The organism is Achromobacter sp. HZ01 (genome assembly GCF_003267925.1).
Lineage (GTDB): Bacteria > Pseudomonadota > Gammaproteobacteria > Burkholderiales > Burkholderiaceae_B > Achromobacter > Achromobacter pulmonis_A.
Genome location: NZ_LWKV01000007.1, coordinates 112522 through 131565 on the forward strand (window position 1 = coordinate 112522; position 19044 = coordinate 131565).

Consider the following 19044-nt stretch of genomic DNA (forward strand, 5'->3'; position numbering starts at 1 on the left):
GGTGGCGCTCAGCCGACCAGCCCCAGCGCGCGGGCGGCGTCGATGGCCTGGCGGCGGCCGCGCACGCCCAGCTTGTCGAATATGCGCTGCATGTACCACTTCACTGTGCCTTCGGTGATGCCCAGGCGCAGCCCGACGAAGCGGCCGGTAATGCCCTGGCTCACCAGCGCCAGGATCTCCAGTTCCCGGTTGTTCAGCGGACTGCTGCGCGCCGGGTCCAGCCTTTGCGGAATGTCGATTTCCGCAGGGTCGGCATGGCCGCCCATCTGGCTCAGCAAGACCCGTGTGTAGATCTTGTCCTCGACCGCCAAGGGGCCGTCGGTTTCGTAAAGCCTGAGCAGCAGGGTGCGGGCCGGCGCGCCCTCGTCTATCCAGGTGCGCACGAAGCCGAACCTGGCGCTGAGCCTGACGGCCGGCGCCAGCAGGCGCATCGCCGCGCCGGTATCGCGCGCCAGCCATTTGCCGCGCGCCGCCAGTATCGCGAACAGCACCGCCTGGCGGTGGCATTTGCGCGCCATGCAGTGCTCCATCCAGCGCTGCATGGCCGTGGCCGCGCTGCGGGACTGCCCCGAGGCCAGCGCGATGCGGCCCCACGTCATCGCCATGTTGGCCTCGCGCAGCGTCGCGCCTTCGGCCGGCAGGCGCGGCGCATCCGGCCGCAGGCCCAGGCGCGCGCCGATGTCGCGCGCCTGGTCGATGCCGCCGGCGGCCAGCAGCTGGCGCACGCGCTCGACCTCGAAGGCTTGCGCGATGTGCGGCAGCGCATAGCTGGCGGCGAAGTCCATGCCTTGCTCCAGGATAGCCAGGGCCTGCTCGGCCGAGCCGCTGGCGGCGGCGAGCCGGCTGCGCGTCATGAAATAGGCGACGATGTACTCGATCAGGCCGCCGGGCTGGCCGGCCTCGGGCGTGGCGTCGATCAGCTGCCGCGCCCGGTCGAGCGCGTTGCGCTCGTAATGCACGTGGGCCGTCAGGACGGCGGGCATGGCCAGCACGCCGGCGGGCGCGCCGACCAGGCTGCCGGACTGCGCCGCGGCCTGCGTATAGGCCTGCAGCGCCTCGTCGATCTCGCCGCGGCTTTCGTGGGTGAGGCCGAGTATGCAGTTGTGCCAGACCATCGCGTTGTGCAGTCCGCTGCCCTGGTACAGGTCCAGCGCCTTTCCCGAAGCGGCCGCCAGCCCGGGGTTGTCCATCTGCAGCGCGCGCACGAACATCAGCACGCTGTAGGCCGTGCCGCTGATGAAAGGCTCGGCGCAGGGATAGCGCGCAAGCCACTGCTCGCATAGCCGGGCGGCGTCCACGCTGTCGCCGCAATGGAAAGCCAGCACCATGCGCCGGTGCAGCAGCAGTTCGCCGAAATCGGAGCCGGGGTCGGCGCGGGCCGTCATGTGGGCCTGCGCCAGTTCGAGCAGATGGTGGGCCTGAGCGAAATTCCAGCGCATCGTTTCCATCCAGGCCCGTTCCAGCGCCAGGCGGGGAAACGCGCTCAGCGCGGCCGGCGGCAACGCGCGCGCGGCCGTCTGGAATGCGCTGTGGTTGCCCACATAGGCCAGCGTATTGCTGGTGGCTTCCAGGGTCTGCGCGATGAACGGCATGTCTTCCGTGGCGCGGGCCAGCGCCAGCGCTTCCTCGGCGCAGCCGTGCTCGCGGAACCACAGGCTGGCGCTGCGGCGCAGCGTCGCGCACTCGTCCGGATACTCCACTTCCAGCCGCTGTTGCAGGAATTCCTGGAAGAGGGGGTGGTAGCGGAACCAGCGGTCTTCGCCTTCCAGGCGCGCCAGGAACAGGCCGGCCTGGACCAGCACGTCCAGCATCCGGGCGCTGCGCGCGTGTCCCAGCAGCGCGTCGCAGTTGCGCGCGCACAGCCGGTCCAGGATCGACGTCTTGAGCAGGAATTCGCGCACCTCATCGGGCTGCTCGTCGAGCACGTGATGCAGCAGGTAGCCGCCGATCTCCGGATTGCCGCCGCGGTGGCGTTGCGCCGCGGCGCGGTAATCGCCGGTCTGCGCCAGCGCCGTGCGCGCCAGTTGCAGGCCCATGGCCCAGCCTTCCGTGGCCCGCAGCAGCGCGGCCGCTTGCGCAGGTTCCAGCCGGCATGGTGCGCAGTCGCGGAAATAGGCATCGGCCTCGCCGGCGTCGAAGGCCAGCTCGGCCGCGCCGATGACGGCCAGGCGGTTCTCGGCGCGCAGGCGCCACAGGGGCAGGCGCCGCGCATCGCGCGCCGACAGCACGAAACGCATGGTGGGCGGGGCATAGCGGACCAGCGCCTCCAGGAAATCGGGCAGGGCGCGGGCGGCATGGTGCACGTCGTCCAGAAACAGCGTCAGCGGCGCATCGATGGCGGCCAGCTCGGCGAGCGCGGTGTCCAGGTAAATGCCCGCGTCGGCGCCTGCCAGCCCGAAGAATCGCCGCCCCGCGCCGGGACAGGCCTGGCGCGCAGCCGCCATCAGGTAGCGCAGGAAGTCCACCGGCGCGGCGTCGTGCCGGTCGCAGCTGACCCATCCGATCCGTTCTCCCTGCGCCGCCAGTTGCGCGTATGCCTGGCTCATCAGCGTGGTCTTGCCGTAGCCGGCGGGGGCGCAGATGAGCACGGCGCGCGGGCCGGCGCCAGTCAGCGCGCGGACCAGCCGCGGGCGCGCCAGCCAGGGGCCGGCCTGGGCGGCCGGCGCGAGCTTGGTCGGGATCAGCGTGGGTTGCATGGTGGGCGTCGAAGGGTGCGGATGTAACGGTGCCGGGCTCTCGTACCTTATCCGATACGCCGCGGCGCCTGAACCCCGGCTGGCTTGGGGATAACCCGTTGCCGGCCCGGCACTGATCGAATCGGATAGGCGCGGGCGAGGCCGGCCTATCTGATCCGGGGGGTGTGCCGGCGCGCGCGGGTGCGTAGTCTCGAATCGCCCGGCACGCCGCCTGCGGGCCGGGCCGTGCGGGGCAGCAGGCCGGGAAACGTCCGGCCCGTCATTCATACAAACCGTGAGGCAGACATGAGAAATGGAGCAGTACGCGCGCAAGAGCTGAACAACGCCCGTATCCCGTCGCTGTTCAAAAAGCAGCTGGAGAAATGCAAGGTCAAGGCCGGTGAAACCGTGGTGGTGCTGAGCGACCTCACCGTGCGCGACGACTACATCAATGCGGCCATCGTCGCGTCCGAGGAACTCGGCGCGGACGCTTACGAGATCCGCCTGGGCGCGGTGCCTAGCTGGGTGCGCATGGGGGTGGACATCATCAGCCGATGCAAGGGCGCCATGGACGCCCTGTGCAAGGCCGACGTGATCGTGCTGTTCCACATCCCCATCTGGGCCGAATGGATGCAAAGGGTGGTCAAGGCCGGCGGACGCATCCTGCTGATCCACGATTCGCCGGACGACCTGGAGGAACTGATGGCGCCGGAAGGCCTGAAGGAGGCCGTGCAGTATTCCGACAACATCCTCAAGAAGGCGCGAGAAGGCCACATGACCCGCAAGGACGGAACCGATCTGCGCTGGAAGGGCGGCCAGTACGGCACCATGGCCTTGTGGGGCGCGGCGGACGACAAAGGCCACTGGGACCTGTGGGGCGGCGGCTTCGTGCAGATGTTCCCCAACGACGGCAGCGCCAATGGCCGGGTGATCCTGCAGCCGGGCGACATCATCATCCTGCCGTATTGCCGCTACGTGTCCGATGCGGTCGATATGCAGATCAAGGACGGCATCATCACGTCCATCGATGGGGGGCTGGACGCCAAGCTGATCAAGGATTGGCTGGAAGACAACCAGACCTCGCCGGACGACACCGATCCGTTCGCCGTCTCGCACCTGGGCTGGGGCCTCAATCCGCAGGCGCGCTGGTACTGGAGCGGTCTGTACGGCGACGTGCCCGAGCGCAATCGGGCCAACGCGCGCGTGATCGCGGGCAACTTCCTGTTCTCGACCGGGCCGAACACCCTGGGCGGAGGCACGCGTGAAACCATGGGCCACTGCGATATCCCGATGCGGGACTGCACCCTCACCATCGACGGCAAGCTGATTCTCGATGAGGGCCGTCTCGTCGATCCCAAGATGATCGTCCCGCGCGAAATCCGCAGTCAGGAGCCGGCGCCGTCGCTGCGCAGGTAAGCGGGCACCGCAGGCCAGCGGCGAGCCGTTGGCCTGCTTTCGCGCAACATCGTCGGCGCGTATCACAGATACCAGGGAGCCGGCACCTCCGTCGACAGGGCGACCGTTTTCAGGTGGCTGTACATGTGCAGCGTTTCGCGGCAGACCTCGCGGCCGATGCCGCTGTCCTTATTGCCGCCGAACGGCGCGCCGCTCATCAGGTTGGCGTACTGGTTGATCCAGACCGAGCCCACGTCGAGCGCCTTCGCGGTGCGCAGGGCATGCTTCAGGTTGCTGGTGTAGATGCCGGCGGCCAGGCCGTAGCGCACGTCGTTGGCCTCGTGGATCATGCGGTCGAAGTCGTTCCAGCGGATCACCGACAGGACCGGCCCGAAGATCTCTTCCTGCGCGATGCGCATGTCGTTGGTCGCCTCGAACAGCGTGGGCGCGATGAAATAGCCATGCCCGTGCTCCGGCACCTCCACCCGCCGCCCGCCGGCCAGCAGTCGGGCGCCCTCGCGGCGGCCGACGTCGATGTAGTCCAGCACGCGCTGGCCCTGCTTGGCCGAAACCAGGCAGCCGAGCTGGGTGTCGGCGGCCACGGGCGATCCGACCCGCAGCTGCGAGAATCCCGCGGCCAGCTTGTCGACGAAGGTCCCGTAGATGTCGTCGTGCACGAACAGGCGGGTGCCGGCCAGGCACGACTGTCCGTTGCAGAACGTCGCCGCGAAAGCGGCATTGTCGACCACGGCGTCCAGGTCCTCGATGTCCGGAAACACGATGTTCGGGCTCTTGCCGCCCAGTTCCAGCGACACCGGCACCAGGCGCTGCGCGCCCGCCGTGGCGACCACGCGGCCGATTTCGCTGCTGCCGGTGAAGGCGATCTTGGCGATATGCGGATGCGCGGTCAGCGCCGCGCCGGCTTCCTCGCCGAAGCCCGGCACCACATTGACCACGCCGGGCGGGAAAATATCGGCCAGCTTCTGCGCCAGCACCAGCGTGGACAGCGACGCGTTCTCGTCGGGCTTGAGCACCACCGTGTTGCCGGCGGCCAGGGCGGGCGCCAGCTTGAAGGCCGTCATGATGGCCGGCACGTTCCACGGAATGATCTGGCCGCACACTCCGATGGGCTCGCGCATGGCGATGAAATGCCCGTTCGGCGTGGGGCCGCCGAAGTCTTCCATCGTGACCGCGGCCGCCGCGAAATAGCGGTACTGGCTGATGGCGAACTGGTGATCCATGCGCGTCTCGGCGAGACGGCGGCCGATGTCGCGCGCGTCGATTTCGGCCAGCCTGTCGATGTCGGCGGCGATGGCGTCGGCCAGCCGCAGCAGGCATTGCGCGCGTTCGGCCGCGGGCGTGGCGCGCCAGCCGGGCAGGGCCTCGCGCGCCGCGCGCGCCGCGGCGTCGATCTCGTCGGCGCCGCAGCGCGCGATCTTCGCCAGATGCGCGCCGGTGGCGGGATCGATCGCGTCGAACCAGGCGTCCGAGCGCGCCTGGAAGCTGCCGCCGATCAACGGCAGGTAGCGCTCGTCGAGCTGCATAGTCATGTGAATCTCCGTACTGGATGAAGGGAGGAAATCGCCCGGCCGCGCCGCGACCGGTTGCGGCGGCCAACTTGACATCCGGCCCCGGCCGCGTCACCCCGCCGATTCGATAGGCCGCGTGCCGCCTATCCATCGAGGCAGGTGCCTTGCGCCATGCCGGACGCTACTGTCGACGGCTACAGGGCCGCCGGCGTCCGGCGCCCGCCAGGGCAGGGGAGAACCATGAACACACATGCCGACGGCGCGCGGACCCGCGTGCGGGACACGCCCTCGGGCAGGCTGGCCGGGCGTCGCGCCGGCGGCGTCGACCGTTTCCTGAACATTCCTTATGCCGAGCCGCCCATCGGCGCCGGCCGCTTCCGCTCGCCGCGGCCCGAGCGGCCCTGGGCTGGCGTGCGCGAGGCGGGGCTGGCCGGCGCGGCGCCGCCGCAGACCGTCGCGGGCATCGTCAACTGGATCTATCCGGCGCCCGAGCGCACCGACGAGGATTGCCTGGGCATCAACGTCTGGACGCCCGAAGGGGCCGGCGCCAATGGCGGCGGCCGCAGGCGTCCGGTCCTGCTGTGGCTGTACGGCGGCGCTTTCGTCACCGGCAGCAACGGGCTGCCGCTGGCCGACGGCGCGCGGCTGGCGGCCGAGGGCGACATCGTCGTGGTCGCGCCCAACTACCGGCTCGGCATGCTGGGCTTCGCCGCCCATCCCGCCCTGCGCGATCCGCTGACGGGCGCGCAGGCGAACTGGGGGCTGCAGGACCAGGCCCGCGCGCTCGAATGGGTGCATGCCAACATCGAGGCGTTCGGCGGCGATCCCGACCGCATCACGGTCATGGGCCAGTCGGCGGGCGCCGTCAGCGCCTGCCTGCTGGCGCAGCATCCGGACACGGCCCCGCGCTTCGCCCGGCTCGTGCTGGCCAGCGTGCCGCATATCGCGCCGCCCGACGTGGCCACGGCCGAGGATCTTGCCGTGTACGTGGAAGACCTGGCCGCGCATTTCGGCACGACCGTGCCGGGGCTGCGGCATCTGTCCGCGCGCGACCTGACGCAGGGCGAGGCGGCCTTTTTCGCGGGCTACGAGGTGCGCACGCGCACCGGCCACGGACGCCGCTGGCCCGCGCTGGACGGCAGCGTCGTGGCCGCCTGGCCCGGCGCCCGCGCGCTGGCCGACAAGCCCATGCTCATCGGCAATACGCGTACCGAAAGCAGCTTTACGCTGGACCTGTACGACCCGCTGCAGGACGGCCAGCTGACGCCGCCGCTTCCGGACGGCAAGGCCGCGCTGCATGCCGCCGTGGACCGGCTGCTGCGCCAGCGGTTCGCGGGCGGCGCGCCGCGCATCGACGCGGCGCAGTTGCTGGCCGCCTTCGACCCGCAGGGCCGCGCGGCGCGTTCGCCCGGCGAGGTGCTGATCGCGCTCCAGAGCGACGCCGCGTACCGCTATCCGACCTGGCGCATCGCGCAGGCGGCCGCCGCCGCGGGCAACGGCTCGGTCTACTACTACGAGTTCGCCCAGCCCCTGGCCGCGCCGGCCCGGGGTACGCCGCACAATGCCGACGTGCCGTTCTGGTTCGGCACGCACGGCCATCCGTTCTACCGGCCGAAGCTGGGCGCGGGGGCGCAGGTGGAACGCCTGTCGCTGGCGATGCGGACCATGCTCATCAACTTCGTGCGCGCGGGCGAGCCGTCCGGCGCGGGCCTGCCCGCCTGGCCGGCGCTGCCGCCGGCGCCCGGCCTGGCCGCGCCGCGCATCATGCGCTTCGGCGCGAACGCGGACGGCGAATGCGCCAGCGTCGGCGAGATGCCGGATGTCGAACGCTTCGAGGCGCTGGCGCCGCTGCAGACCTTCTGACTGGAGTCACCATGAACGACAGCTACACCTTCGTGCTGATTCACGGCGCCTGGCACGACGGCGGCCTGTGGGCGCCGGTGGCCGAGCATCTGCGGCTGGCCGGGCACCGCGTGCACACGCCTACCGTCGCCGGACACGGCGCCCATGCCGACAGGCAGGTATCGCACGCCGACGGCGTGCGCTCCATTGTGGACTACCTCCGCCAGCACGAGCTGCGCGACATCGTGCTGGTGGGGCACAGCTTCGGCGGAAGCATCGTCTCCCGCGTCGCCGAAGAAGTGCCGCAGCGCCTGCGCCGGCTGGTCTACTGGAACGCCTTCGTGCTGCGCGACGGCGAGAGCATCGCCGACGTCTCGCCGCCGGCCTACAACCGCATGATGGATGAAATCGCCGCGCGCAGCCCGGACAACACCGTGACGCTGCCGTTCCACGTCTGGCGCGACAGTTTCATCGGCGACGCCGGCCTGGCCGTGGCCCGGCATACCTACGGCCTGCTCAGTCCGGAGCCGTACCGCATGCTGACCGACAAGGTGCCGTTGAAGACCTTCGAGCAGCTGGAGGTGCCCAGGACTTACTTGAACGCGCAGGCCGACGTGGCCATGCCGCCCGGCCGGTACGCCTGGTTTCCGCGTTTCGCCGAGCGGCTTTTCCCGTGCCGGGTGGTGCACATGCCCGGCAGCCACCAGGTCATGTTCTCCGATCCGGCAGGCCTGGCCCGCAAGCTGTGGGAAGCGGGGCGCGACTGAAGCGGCGGGCTATGCCGACGCCGCCCTGTCGATCAGCGCGGCCACGTCCTCGGCTTTCGATGCCAGCGAGGCGTGGCTGGCTTCCAGCGTCACCACTTCGCGGGCGTCCAGCCGGCCGGACATCCAGACCTGGTTCTCGGGCGCGATCATGCGGTCCTGGCTGGACACCTGGTACCAGGACGGCTTGTGCTTCCATGCCGGGTCGGAGACGTTATTGCCGAAGGTCGAGGCCAGCGGCGCCTTCTGGGTCACCGCCATCACCAGCGCCTCGTCGGCGGACAGGTCCTGGCAGAAGCTTTCATGGAATTTGTCGGCGCGCAGCCACAGATAGCCGTCGCTGTCGGGCGCCAGGTTGGGCGCGGCCGCCGGCAGATGCCGCTGCGTGATGCCGCCGGGACTTTCGCCGGCGTCCGGCGCGAAGGCGGCGATATAGACCAGCCCGGCCACGTTCGGCTGGTTGCCCGCCTCGGTGATGACGGCGCCGCCGTAAGAATGGCCCACCAGCAGCACGGGGCCTGTCTGCTGCGCAATCATCTTGCGCGTGCGCTCGGCGTCGTCGGCCAGCGAGGTGAGTGGCATTTCGACCGCGTGCAGATCGCGGTAGCCCTTGCGCGAAAGCGCGAGTACGACCTTGCTCCAGTGGGCCGCGCCGCCCCAGAAACCGTGGACAAGAATGATGGCGGGTTTGTCGTTCATGTTGCTCCTCCGGGATTCCGATAAGCGGTCTGCGGACAAACTGAAGACAGGCGGTTCAGTATCGGGCCAATTCTCTGGTTGCGGCAAGAAAAATGATCGCCGCCGGGGCGCTATCCCGCGCGCAGCCGCTTTCTCGCCTGGGACGGCGTCAAGCCCCACGCCTTGCGGATCGACGCCGACATGTGGCTGTGGTTGGCGAACCCGGCCAGCCGCGCCACTTCGCCCAGGGAGGAGCGGGTGGACTGCATCAGGTTCCTGGCCGCCATCAATCTCATCTGCAGGACATACTGGTGCGGAGGCAGCCCCGTGGTCTGCCTGAATGCCCGGGCGAAATGACTGGGCGAAAGATGGACGAGTTCCGCCATCGATTCCAGGGTCAGGCGTTGCGCGAGATTCGCCTGGATGTAGTCATTGATCATTTTCCATTTTCTCTGCGGCAATCCCCCGGTCGGCCGGCCGGCGCCATCGTGGGCGCGGGACGTGTAGCGGCGCAGCATATGCACCAGATATAGCGTGCAAAGCGCGTCCAGGCACTCTCCATGGCCGAGATCGGTGCTTTGCGCCTCGCGCAGCATGCTGCGCGAAATCTGATTGGCATACTCGTCCACATGTCCGATGCCCGGCGCCGCGAATTCCACGGCGTCATCGAGTTCTTCTTTCCAGGCAAGCGATCGCAGGTGCTCGTCCGGCACGGCGATGAACACGCACTCTTTGTATGCGCCCCACTGAGAGGAATAGTCCGAGCCTTGCGGGATTATCTCCAGGCATCCGGCGCGGGTGAAGCCGAATTCCGCTCGATCGGAATTCAACGCCAGCGCCCGCTGCGGCACCGGTGTCAGGAAATTCATGAAATAGTGGGAACTCGCGGTCGAGCGGTGTTCATTCGGATGAATCGAGGCGTGCACCAATGCGCCCCTGCCCAGCAAGTACGAAGGGCCCCAGGCCTGCGGAAATTCTTCCAGTATGTTTTTGTTCATGTGCAATATCTGAACGACGATAGCGACAGGCGTGAAACTACCGACTTCCGCCCAGTGGCGGACCATGAGCTTAATATGATCCGCAGGCGCGCTCAATCATCCAGCGTGCAAATTAACTCCATGAAACGCGATGCCTCCGGACCGCGATTCATGGCAGTTGGAGGTATCGAAATACAGCATGGGTAAAGCCCCGTCCGCAATGGCTCGGTATTGCGGAACGGGGTAATGCGGCGCGTAGCGTTACTTCTTCGCGGTGCTGGCCGCTTGCGCCTGCTTGGCGTGGTGCTCGGCCTTCTGCTGGTGATGCTGCACCTGCTGATGGTGGTGCGCAGCCTGTTGATGATGATGCGCAGCCTGCTGGCTGTGATGGGCAGCCTGCTGCTGGTGGTGGCTTGCCAATTCATTGTGCGTGGCGGCCGGTTCCTGCGCAAACGCGCTACCGGCGGAGAAAGCTGCGATTACCGCAACGCTTGCAAAAAACTTGCGAACCATTTCAGATGACTCCTATTGACAGAGCAGAATGCTCGATTTTCATACCCTTGAACCGGGCGAATCAATAATACGGTAGGCTCTCGCGGCAATTTGCCCCGCCGTAAGGAGCGCATCGCAATTTCGATCGTTTTCTGCTAACTCGCCAATAAGTGTCAATACTGAAGAATAGCGGGCAATTATTATTTTATGAGTTCATCCGCCAAGCATTCTTCTTTTCCGGCGCACTGTCGAAATCATGCTGTTTGACGGATTCTTGAGCGGCCAGCATTGCGGACACATAGTTGTGTGACAATCGGCCCAGGTTCCAAGGGATACCCTGGATTCCCGACAAGCGCATGCGCAACGGCGCTGTCGCGGGTGAACCGTTCTTATTTTTTCAACGGAAAAAGGGAGAAATCAGAATGATGGCGTTGGCTTCGCGCATTAAATTGCTGCCGGGTTTTCTCGTCGCAGGCTCACTGCTTGCCGGATGCACTGCGCTCGATGAGATGGAAGCCGAAAACTACAGGCGCAAATGCGATTCCCTCGGAATCTCCAGATCCAGCCCGGCGTACGACAACTGCATACTCCAGCAGCAGAAACTCGAAGAAGAAGGCATCCAGCACTCCATGGACCGGCAGTCGCACAGCCACAAATAATCCATTCTGGAAGCAATGCAGCGGGGCGCCTGCCCGGGCGCCCCGTCTGTTTCCGGTCCCGGGGCCGGAAATGGAAGAGCGCCCCAGCTCATGGTGAGTCTGGAGCGCTCCTGCCCGGTTTCGCACGCGATGGGTGTCAGACAACCGGGCAATTCCAATCTACTGCCGCCCGGAGGGTCGGGCAATAGGGAAAACCCTTGAATATTAAAGGGTTACAACATCGTCCGGCGGGCGCTGCCGAGCCGTCAAGCCGCCGGTGACGCTTTTGCCCGCCTCGGCATCCGCGAATTGTCGCCTCCGGTCCGCAAACCGACACTGAAGCCTACTTTCACGTGCCGGAGAACGGATATGTCGGGATATCGAAAGCGTCAATTGGGCCAGGGCATGACCGAATACATCGTGGTCGTGGCCCTGGTCGCCGTGGCGGCGATTGCGGTGTACCAGTATTTCGGCCAGGTCGTGCGCTCGCAGACGGCGGCCATGGCGCGCGAGCTCGCCGGCGAAAACGGCGGCACGGAATCGCGCGCGGCGCGGCAGGCGGCGAAAAAAGCGGCCGCGCAGACCAAGGCGCGTTCCTTGAAGTCCTTTACCGGCAACGCCGCGGACGCCAAATGACCCGGCCCGGCCGCGCGCGTTTGCCTGGCCAGCAAGGCCAGGCCCTGGTGTTGGGGCTGCTGGTGGCGGGGTTGGGCGCGGCAGCTCTCGTGGCCCTGTACAACCTCGGGCAGACCGTGGAGGCGCGGGCCCGGCTCACGCACGCCGCCGACGCCGCGGCATACAGCGGCGCGCTGCAACAGGCGCGCACCCTCAATGCGCTGGCCTACGCCAACCGCACGCAGATCGCCCATCAGGTGGCGATGGCGCATCTGGTCACGCTGGCGGCCTCGGCCCGGTATGCCCGCAAGATGCAGGCGCAGCGCCTGCGCGCCAATCCGCCGGCCGGCCTGATCGCCATGCTGTTCGGCCCCGACCTGGGGCTGGCCTATGGCGCGGCCCGGGCCGTGCCGGGGGCCGAAGAGCGGCTTGCCGACGCATTCGGCCGGCACGACCGCATCGTCCGGCAGGTGCTGGAGGCCGCGGCCGCCACGGCCGTGGCCGAGCTGCCCCGTTCCCGCGAGCGCATCATGCGCAAGGTGCTGTCCGCGAACTTTCCGCAGGCCGCCGCGGCGGATGCCGCGCCGACCCTGTCGCTGCGCCTGCTGTCCGACGGCTGGCCGGGTTATGTCGAACGCCGACTGGCCACGCGCCGGTCCGGCCTGCGGCCGGCGGTCGAACAGGCCGTGGCGCGCTACCGTTTCCTCGACAGCCGCAGCGCCACGCGCCGCAATCCGTGGGTGGTCAGTCCGCGCTGCCCCTTGCATCGGCACGAACTGCGGCGCCGCGGATTTACCTGGCTCAGCCCCGACGGACGCTGGGGCGCCCTCGACACCCAGTCCTACCACGCGCTGCGGTCGAACCGCTGGATCGGCTGCTATTACCGGGAATACGCAATGGGTTGGGCGACGGCGCAGGGCGACAAGAGCCGCGCGCCCGAGGGCCTGGAATACGTGGACGAACCGCCGCCGGATTTTTCCCAACAGGACTTCTGGCGCTGGGTCGAACTCTCCACGTCCTGGAATATCTTCGAGGGCGCGACCAATCCCTTGGCCAACTCATACGCCATGGCCGACGCCCAGCGCTGGGGCGCCACGGGGCTGCCGGCCTACCGCGAAGTCGCCGCCGCCCGCGGCCGCGCGCCGCTGCGTTTCGCGGTGTCGGTCAGGCTGGCGGGCTCCGCCCTGAAAACCACGGACGCGGGCAGCTCGGTCGCCGCGCCCGTGGGCCGGTTCGCCTACGCCGCCTTGGGGCGGGCCGGGGCGGTCTCCGTCACCTCGGCCGCCGAAACCTATTTCGTCCGCCCGCAGGCACGGGCCGACGGGCGCGGCGAACTCGCCACGCTATTCCGGCCGTACTGGCAGGCGCGGCTGTCCGCCGTCACCGCCCAGGAAGCGGCCGGCACAAGGCAGGCGCCATGACGCCGCGCCAGCACCGGCAACACGGCCAGGCCATGATCGAAGCGCTGCTGATGCTGCCGCTGCTGGCCGTCTTGGCATGGGCCGTCACGCGCATCGGTGGGCTGCAATACGCGGCGCAGGAAATGGCCCAGGCCAGCCGCCAGGCCGTCATGGCCGCCGCGCGGGGCCAACCCCTGGCAGGCGTGGATGGCGCCGCGGCGCGCGCGAATCTCTCCGGCGCGGCCGGGCCCCTGGACGGGGTCGCTGCGCCGCGCCTCGCCGGTTTGCAACAGGCCTGGTTCGAGGCCGGCCTGCAATTGCTGAGCGTGCAGGCCCAGGCCGGGCCGCAAGCGCTGCCGGTCTCCCGCCGCACGCATGTGGCAAGCGGCGCCGGCTACGCCTGGGGCGACGCCGACGCGCAGCGCCGCATCGGGCAGGCGCCGCAATCGTGGCGGCGCGCGCAAGCGGCCTCGCTGGTCCAGGCACGGCGGCTGTCCGGCCTCGTCGAGCGCATGGACGGTCCCTGGGGGCGGCCGCGGCTGTCGCTGGACTGGCTCTCCGACTGGGCCGACGTGGTGCCGGCCGATCGGCTCGGCGCGCGCGGGAAGGGCAGGCCATGAACGCGGCGCCCTCGATCGTCCTGCGTCTGGCGCTAGCGGGCGCGCTGGCTTGCGCGGCGGGCATGTGGCCGCCGCCGGCCGCGGGCGCGGGCCCGGCGGCGCTGGAGGCGCTGCGCCTGCCGGCCGGGTCCCGCCGCGAACCGCTGGCCGATGCGATGTGGCTGCATGGCATGCCGGCGCGGGTGCAGGTGTTCGACGCGCCGCTGGGCGTTTCCGATCTGGTCCGTTTCCTGTCGGGCCAACAGCCCGCCCTGGCCGATCTGCGCGTGCTGCCCGGGCAGGCGATCCTGTCCGGGCGCATCGGGCATGAGCAATGGATCGTCCAGATGGAAGGCCTGGGGCCGCGGCGGACCGTGGGCAGCATTTCGGCGGCGGACACGCGCGCAATGGCCGGTCCGCCCAGGCCGCAATGGCTGCCGGCCGGCGGCAGGCTGCGGCTGGACATCGCGGTGCGCGACGGCGGCGTCCTGGTCACCGAGCGCATCTGGCAGTACGGCGAGCCGCCGGCGCGGCTGGCCCGGCGCGTGGCCCAGGGCCTGAAGCGCGCCGGCTGGCGTCCGCTGCCTGCCGCGGGCGCGCCGCAATGGTGGACCAAGGGGGCGGCGCGGCTGCGCATTTCGCTGGCGCCGCTGGCCGCCGGCAGCGGGCTGCTGGCCAGCGGGTGGACGCCATGAAAAGCTGGCTCATCCAGGCGCGGCAGCGGCTGCGCCGCGGCGGCGTGTATGCGCTGGCGCTGGGCGCGGGGCTGGTATCGGCCTGGGCGGTGCGTGAACACGTGCAGCAACGCATCCAGGTGCTGGAGGCCGAAGCGCGCGTGCCCCTGGTCAGCCGGCTGGTCGCGGCCCATGACCTGCAGGCGGGCACGCGGCTCGACGAATCCCATCTGGCCGTGCGCGACATTCCGGAGCAATGGGCGTCAAGCGCCAGCATCGACCCGCTGGACCTCGACGGCATACTCGGCGCCACCTTGCAGTCCGACGTCGCCCGCGGCGAATCGCTGCTGCGCGCCTATCTCAGCTTCGATGCGCCGGCGCCCGCGCTGGCGTCGCGGCTGCGGGCCGGGCAACGCGCCCTGAGCGTGGCTGCCGCGGACCTGGGCGGGCTGGCGCAGATGCTGCGCGCCGGCGATGCGATCGACATCTACGTCAGCTTCACGCACCGGCAGCGCGAGCTGACCGTGCCCGTCCTGCAAGGCATGCGCGTGCTTGCTGTGGGCAGCCAGGGCGAGGACGACGGCGATGGCAGCAGCCCGGGCAACGTCACGCTGGCGGCCAGCCCCGAGGAAGCCATGCGGTTCGTGGCGGCGCGCCAGGCCGGCGCCCTGACGGCCCTGCTGCGCCATCGCGACGACGCGGCCCGGGTGGCCCGCAGCCCGCAAAGCGACCTGGCCGCCCTGATCGGACTCGACCCCGCACCCAAGGCCGCGCCGGGCGTGGCCATCCTCTACGGCGACCGGCTCGACGCGCAGGCCGACGGGTTCCCGCGGGACGCCGCGGCCGGCATCGCAACGGACACGCGGGAGGAGCGGCCATGACGCGCATGCTCGCGGCGCTGGCCGCGCTGGCGATGTGCCTGGCCTGCGCGGCGGCGCACGCGCAAGCCGAAGTGCTGGAGTTGCAGGTGGGGGAAACGCGGGTGCTGTCGCACCCCGGCGTGCGGCGGGTGGCCATCGGCAACGGCCAGGTGGTCGGGGCGGTCGCGGCCGAGGGACGCGAAGTGGTGGTGTTCGCGCGCGCCGAAGGCGTGTCGTCCATGCACGTCTGGACGGGCAGGGGGCAGCCCCGGGCCTACGAACTGCGGGTCGTCGCGGCGGGGGCGCCGCAGTTGCGGGCCGAGGTGCGCGAGCTGCTGGGGCGTATTCCCGGCGCGCGCAGTTCGGAAGTGGGCGGGCGCATCGTGATCGAAGGCGACGACCTCTCCGACGACGACCGCGCGCGCATCGCCGCTCTGGCCGAGCGCTATCCCGCGGTGCTGGACTTCACCGGGCAGGTGGGATGGGACCGCATGGTGCTGCTGGACGTGCAAGTGGTCGAGATCCCCACGTCCAGGCTGAGGGAAATGGGCGTGCGCTGGGCCGGCGTGAGCCAGGGCGGTCTCAACGCCGCCCTGGCGTGGGACGCGGGTTCGCTGGGGCGCATGAGCCGCCCGGGAGAGGCCGTGGTCGCCACCGCCGGCGCGGCCACGGCGGCCGCCGGCTACTTCGGCGTCAATGCGCTGCTGTCGGCCCGCCTGGCCGCCCTGGCGCAAAGCGGCGAGGCCGTCATGCTGGCGCAGCCCCAGCTGCTCGCGCGCAGCGGCGCCAGCGCGACCTTTCTGGCCGGCGGCGAAGTCCCTTACGCATCGACGGATGCGCGCGGCAATTCCACCACGCTGTTCAAGCCGTACGGCGTTTCGCTGCGGATCACGCCGCGCATCGACCGCAACGGCGTGATCCGGTCCCTCATCGAGGTGGAGGCCAGTTCGGTGGACGCCTCGCTCAGCGTGCCGGGCGGGCCCGCGCTGCGCACGCGCCGCGCCTCCACCGAATTCAACGTCCGTTCCGGCAGCACGCTGGTCATCGGCGGCTTTCTGTCGCGCGAACGCGCCAGCGAGGTCAGCGGCCTGCCCGGGCTGCAGGACATTCCCATCCTCGGCGCGCTGTTCGCGTCGCGCCGCTACCAGCTGCGCGAAACAGAGCTGGCGATATTCGTCACGCCCAAAATCATTTCGCAGAACGAGCCGGCCATGGCCGACCGCGTGCGCCGCGGCCGCGATGCGCTCGATGCGGCGTTTCCCGAGCCGCCCCGGCTGGGAACCGCGGCGCCGGCCGCAGCCGCTGGCTGGGACCCCTATACGGGCGCCGGCTCCCAATGGGTGGGGCAGAAGAAGGAGTGACACCATGCTTGCCATAGAACTGACGTTCGAGGATGCGGCCGTGCGCAGGCTGCAGGCGGCCGCGCCGCTGCTCATCGGCCGGGGCGCGCATTGCGGCCTGCGCATCGCGAACTGGCGCGTGGGGCGCCAGCATGCGCGGCTGCTGCGCGAAGACGCGGCCATCGTGCTGGAGGACCTGGGCACGCTGGGCGGCACCATGGTCAATGGCGCGCGGATCGTGCGCCATGCGCCGGTGCTGCCCGGCGACGAGATCCTGATCGGCCCGTGCCGGTTGCGCGTGTCGCTGGCCTCGCCGCCGCAGGCCGCGCCGGCCGCCTGCGCGTCCGAGCCGCCGCGTCGCGCGCAGGCCGACCCCTTGCCCGGGCCGCCGCAGCACCTGCTGCACGAACGCCGGCGTCTGCATGCGGCGCTGCTGGAAGCGCTGGACCTGCGGCGGCGCGACGTGGCGGGCATGAGCGACGCCATGCTGCGCGCCGAGGCCGAGCGGCTGCTCACGCAGATCGTCGCGGATGACCTGGACCTCGCCGCCGGCACGGACCGCGCGGCGCTGTGCCGCGAGGTGCTGGACGAGGCCGTCGGCCTGGGGCCGCTGGAGCCCCTGCTGGCCGCCGGCGATATCACCGAGATCATGGTCAACCGCCACGACGAAATCTACGTGGAGCGCGGCGGCCGGCTGTCGCGCCATCCGGCCGCCTTCACCAGCGAGCAGTCGGTGCGCTGGGCCATCGAGCGGATCGTGACGCCGCTGGGGCGGCGCATCGACGAAAGCTCTCCCATGGTGGATGCGCGCCTGTCCGACGGCTCGCGGGTCCACGCCATCATTCCGCCCGTGGCGATGAAGGGCGCCAGCCTGACCATACGCAAGTTTCCGCGGCAGCGCCCGCGCATGCCCGACCTGATCGCGGCCGGGTCCCTGAGCGACGCGATGGCGCAGTTCCTGGGGCTGTGCGTGCGCACGCGCAAGAACCTGGTTGTCTCCGGCGGCACGGGTTCGGGCAAGACCACCTTGCTCAATATTCTGTCCAACGAGATTCCGCAAGGCGAGCGCATCGTCACCATCGAGGACGCCGCCGAGCTGTGCCTGAACCACGAGCATCTGGTCGCGCTGGAGGCGCGGCCCGCCAACCAGGAAGGGCGCGGGCGCATCGATATCCGCGAACTCGTGCGCAACGCGCTGCGCATGCGGCCGGACCGGATCGTCGTGGGCGAGTGCCGCGGGCCGGAGGCCTTCGATATGCTGACCGCAATGAATACGGGGCACGAGGGCTCGTTGACCACGCTGCACGCCAACTCGGCCCGCGACGCCCTGGGGCGGCTGGAATCCATGATCCTGATGGCCGGGCTCGACCTGCCGCTGTCGGCCGTGCGCGAACACATCGCGGCCAGCGTGGACGTCGTGGTGCAGCAGGCCAGGCTGGCCGACGGGCAGCGGGCGGTGATGTCCATCACCGAAGTGACCGGCATGGAAAGCGGGCGCATACAGTTGCAGGAATTGTTCCGCTACGACCGCCGCCACGGCTTTGCCGGCTGCGGCGCCATGCCCGGCTTTGCGCGCGAATGGAGTGAAAGCGCAGCCGGCTTCGATCCGGGCTGGTTCTCCGACGCGGCGGGCCGCGAGGCCGGCGCATCGGCCTATCCGCAGGTGCTGCCGTGATCTGGCTGGCCGCGGCGGGCGCAATGGTCTGCGCCATCGTGCTGGCCTGGCGCGCGCAGGGCTGGTTCGCGCCCGCGCTGCGGCGCTACCGCGAGGTCTACACCCACGAGGCCGGGCTGAAGCTGAGCGAAGTATTCCTGTTCATCGATCCGGCCCAGCTGTGGGCCGGGGCGATGGTGTGCGCGGCCCTGGCCGCCGCCCTGGTGCTGCCGCTGACGGGCAGCGCCGTCGCGGCCGCGCTGGCCGCGGCGCTGGCTTCGCGCATGCCGCGCGCGCTCATCGACGCGCTGCGGCGCAGGCGGGCGCGCCGCTTCGAGCAGCAATTGCCCATGGCCCTGCTGATGCTGGCCTCGGCGCTGCGGGCCGGGGTCGCGCTGGGCACGGGCCTGCGCCACGTCGTCGAGCAAAGCAGCGCGCCGCTGGCCCAGGAATTCGGACTGATGCTGCGCGAACAGCGCATGGGCGTGCCCTGGGACACGGCCCTGGAAAACCTGCTCGGCCGCATGCCCGCCGAAGCGACTTCGCTGGTGGTGGCGGCCATGCGCATCGCCGCGCAGACGGGGGGCAATCTGGCCGAGGCGCTGGAGAGCATCGCCCATACGCTGCGCGCCAGGCTGCAACTGCAGGCCAAGCTGGTGGCGCTGACCTCGCAGGGCCGGCTGCAGGCCTGGATCGTGGGCGCGCTGCCCATGCTGCTGCTGGCCGTGCTCGACCGCCTGGAACCTGACGTCATGGGCTTGCTGTGGCGCACGCCGATGGGTTGGGCCGTGCTGGCCGTGGTGGCGGTGCTGGAGACCGCCGGCGTGCTGCTGATCCGGCGCATCATCCGCATCGATATCTGAAGGGAGGCCAGGGTGTGGCTATATCTCGGACTATTCACGGCGGGCAGTT

Annotated in this window: 17 protein-coding genes; 13 read left to right on the forward strand and 4 right to left on the reverse strand. The window is 69.8% G+C overall.

The features are described from left to right. Positions 1-8 precede the first annotated feature (8 nt). On the reverse strand, positions 9-2696 hold the full coding sequence (locus tag A6B37_RS25270) for a LuxR C-terminal-related transcriptional regulator (RefSeq protein ID WP_111827254.1): 2688 nt from the start codon (positions 2694-2696) through the stop codon (positions 9-11). 285 nt (positions 2697-2981) lie between these two features. Between A6B37_RS25270 and A6B37_RS25275 the strand changes: the two genes are divergently transcribed. Then, complete coding sequence (locus tag A6B37_RS25275; RefSeq protein WP_102771707.1) at positions 2982-4091, forward strand: hypothetical protein; 1110 nt, start codon at positions 2982-2984, stop codon at positions 4089-4091. 62 nt (positions 4092-4153) lie between these two features. On the opposite strand, the gene A6B37_RS25280 is transcribed toward A6B37_RS25275, so the two are convergent. Continuing rightward, complete coding sequence (locus A6B37_RS25280; RefSeq protein ID WP_210405821.1) at positions 4154-5620, reverse strand: aldehyde dehydrogenase family protein; 1467 nt, start codon at positions 5618-5620, stop codon at positions 4154-4156. A gap of 219 nt (positions 5621-5839) precedes the next feature. Here A6B37_RS25280 and A6B37_RS25285 point away from each other — a divergent pair, with 219 nt between their 5' ends. Then, positions 5840-7462: a carboxylesterase family protein gene (locus A6B37_RS25285; protein WP_168202333.1), complete on the forward strand. Its 1623-nt coding sequence runs from the start codon at positions 5840-5842 to the stop codon at positions 7460-7462. A gap of 11 nt (positions 7463-7473) precedes the next feature. After that, positions 7474-8208, forward strand: coding sequence for an alpha/beta fold hydrolase (locus tag A6B37_RS25290; RefSeq protein WP_102771705.1), 735 nt, complete (start codon positions 7474-7476; stop codon positions 8206-8208). 9 nt (positions 8209-8217) lie between these two features. Here the strand turns inward: A6B37_RS25290 and A6B37_RS25295 are convergent, their stop codons facing one another. Both A6B37_RS25295 and A6B37_RS25300 read right to left on the reverse strand, forming a co-directional pair. Then, a complete protein-coding gene (locus tag A6B37_RS25295) occupies positions 8218-8904 on the reverse strand; it encodes an alpha/beta hydrolase (RefSeq protein ID WP_111827257.1) in 687 nt (228 codons plus the stop codon). A 110-nt stretch (positions 8905-9014) separates the two neighbouring features. Further along, positions 9015-9881, reverse strand: a complete 867-nt coding sequence (locus tag A6B37_RS25300; protein WP_168202334.1) for a helix-turn-helix domain-containing protein — start codon at positions 9879-9881, stop codon at positions 9015-9017. Positions 9882-10106: 225 nt separating this feature from the next. Here A6B37_RS25300 and A6B37_RS25305 point away from each other — a divergent pair, with 225 nt between their 5' ends. The 10 genes from A6B37_RS25305 (at position 10107) to A6B37_RS25350 (ending at position 18995) form a co-directional block, all read left to right on the forward strand. Beyond that, a complete protein-coding gene (locus A6B37_RS25305; protein ID WP_146748022.1) occupies positions 10107-10382 on the forward strand; it encodes a hypothetical protein in 276 nt (91 codons plus the stop codon). A gap of 326 nt (positions 10383-10708) precedes the next feature. After that, entirely contained in the window at positions 10709-11011 is a 303-nt protein-coding gene (locus tag A6B37_RS25310; RefSeq protein ID WP_146748023.1) for a hypothetical protein, read from the forward strand. 348 nt (positions 11012-11359) lie between these two features. Then, complete coding sequence (locus A6B37_RS25315; protein ID WP_111827260.1) at positions 11360-11626, forward strand: hypothetical protein; 267 nt, start codon at positions 11360-11362, stop codon at positions 11624-11626. Then, positions 11623-13026 carry a hypothetical protein gene (locus A6B37_RS25320; protein WP_111827261.1) on the forward strand — a complete coding sequence of 468 codons (1404 nt, stop codon included), beginning with the start codon at positions 11623-11625 and terminating at the stop codon, positions 13024-13026. The genes A6B37_RS25315 and A6B37_RS25320 overlap by 4 nt, the downstream gene beginning before the upstream one ends. Then, on the forward strand, positions 13023-13625 hold the full coding sequence (locus tag A6B37_RS25325) for a pilus assembly protein (RefSeq protein WP_111827262.1): 603 nt from the start codon (positions 13023-13025) through the stop codon (positions 13623-13625). Before A6B37_RS25320 ends, A6B37_RS25325 begins: the two co-directional genes overlap by 4 nt. Then, a complete protein-coding gene (locus A6B37_RS25330) occupies positions 13622-14299 on the forward strand; it encodes a hypothetical protein (RefSeq protein ID WP_111827263.1) in 678 nt (225 codons plus the stop codon). The genes A6B37_RS25325 and A6B37_RS25330 overlap by 4 nt, the downstream gene beginning before the upstream one ends. Beyond that, positions 14296-15159 (forward strand): Flp pilus assembly protein CpaB, encoded by an 864-nt coding sequence (cpaB, locus tag A6B37_RS25335; protein WP_111827284.1) that lies wholly within the window; start codon positions 14296-14298, stop codon positions 15157-15159. The genes A6B37_RS25330 and cpaB overlap by 4 nt, the downstream gene beginning before the upstream one ends. Further along, positions 15156-16499, forward strand: coding sequence for a pilus assembly protein N-terminal domain-containing protein (locus A6B37_RS25340; protein ID WP_111827264.1), 1344 nt, complete (start codon positions 15156-15158; stop codon positions 16497-16499). Before cpaB ends, A6B37_RS25340 begins: the two co-directional genes overlap by 4 nt. Positions 16500-16503: 4 nt before the next feature. Next, positions 16504-18153, forward strand: a complete 1650-nt coding sequence (locus A6B37_RS25345; RefSeq protein ID WP_111827265.1) for an ATPase, T2SS/T4P/T4SS family — start codon at positions 16504-16506, stop codon at positions 18151-18153. Beyond that, positions 18150-18995, forward strand: coding sequence for a type II secretion system F family protein (locus A6B37_RS25350; RefSeq protein WP_111827266.1), 846 nt, complete (start codon positions 18150-18152; stop codon positions 18993-18995). Before A6B37_RS25345 ends, A6B37_RS25350 begins: the two co-directional genes overlap by 4 nt. Positions 18996-19044: the final 49 nt, after the last annotated feature.

Excerpts from the sequence above, each read along its gene's own strand:
- A6B37_RS25280 (WP_210405821.1), bottom strand. The coding sequence starts at position 5,620 with ATGACTATGCAGCTCGACGAGCGCTACCTGCCGTTGATCGGCGGCAGC.
- A6B37_RS25285 (WP_168202333.1), top strand. The coding sequence starts at position 5,840 with ATGAACACACATGCCGACGGCGCGCGGACCCGCGTGCGGGACACGCCC.
- A6B37_RS25305 (WP_146748022.1), top strand. The coding sequence starts at position 10,107 with ATGCGGCGCGTAGCGTTACTTCTTCGCGGTGCTGGCCGCTTGCGCCTG.
- A6B37_RS25295 (WP_111827257.1), bottom strand. The coding sequence starts at position 8,904 with ATGAACGACAAACCCGCCATCATTCTTGTCCACGGTTTCTGGGGCGGC.
- A6B37_RS25325 (WP_111827262.1), top strand. The coding sequence starts at position 13,023 with ATGACGCCGCGCCAGCACCGGCAACACGGCCAGGCCATGATCGAAGCG.
- A6B37_RS25320 (WP_111827261.1), top strand. The coding sequence starts at position 11,623 with ATGACCCGGCCCGGCCGCGCGCGTTTGCCTGGCCAGCAAGGCCAGGCC.
- A6B37_RS25345 (WP_111827265.1), top strand. The coding sequence starts at position 16,504 with ATGCTTGCCATAGAACTGACGTTCGAGGATGCGGCCGTGCGCAGGCTG.
- A6B37_RS25310 (WP_146748023.1), top strand. The coding sequence starts at position 10,709 with ATGCGCAACGGCGCTGTCGCGGGTGAACCGTTCTTATTTTTTCAACGG.
- A6B37_RS25315 (WP_111827260.1), top strand. The coding sequence starts at position 11,360 with ATGTCGGGATATCGAAAGCGTCAATTGGGCCAGGGCATGACCGAATAC.
- A6B37_RS25300 (WP_168202334.1), bottom strand. The coding sequence starts at position 9,881 with ATGAACAAAAACATACTGGAAGAATTTCCGCAGGCCTGGGGCCCTTCG.
- A6B37_RS25290 (WP_102771705.1), top strand. The coding sequence starts at position 7,474 with ATGAACGACAGCTACACCTTCGTGCTGATTCACGGCGCCTGGCACGAC.
- A6B37_RS25330 (WP_111827263.1), top strand. The coding sequence starts at position 13,622 with ATGAACGCGGCGCCCTCGATCGTCCTGCGTCTGGCGCTAGCGGGCGCG.
- cpaB (WP_111827284.1), top strand. The coding sequence starts at position 14,296 with ATGAAAAGCTGGCTCATCCAGGCGCGGCAGCGGCTGCGCCGCGGCGGC.
- A6B37_RS25340 (WP_111827264.1), top strand. The coding sequence starts at position 15,156 with ATGACGCGCATGCTCGCGGCGCTGGCCGCGCTGGCGATGTGCCTGGCC.
- A6B37_RS25270 (WP_111827254.1), bottom strand. The coding sequence starts at position 2,696 with ATGCAACCCACGCTGATCCCGACCAAGCTCGCGCCGGCCGCCCAGGCC.
- A6B37_RS25275 (WP_102771707.1), top strand. The coding sequence starts at position 2,982 with ATGAGAAATGGAGCAGTACGCGCGCAAGAGCTGAACAACGCCCGTATC.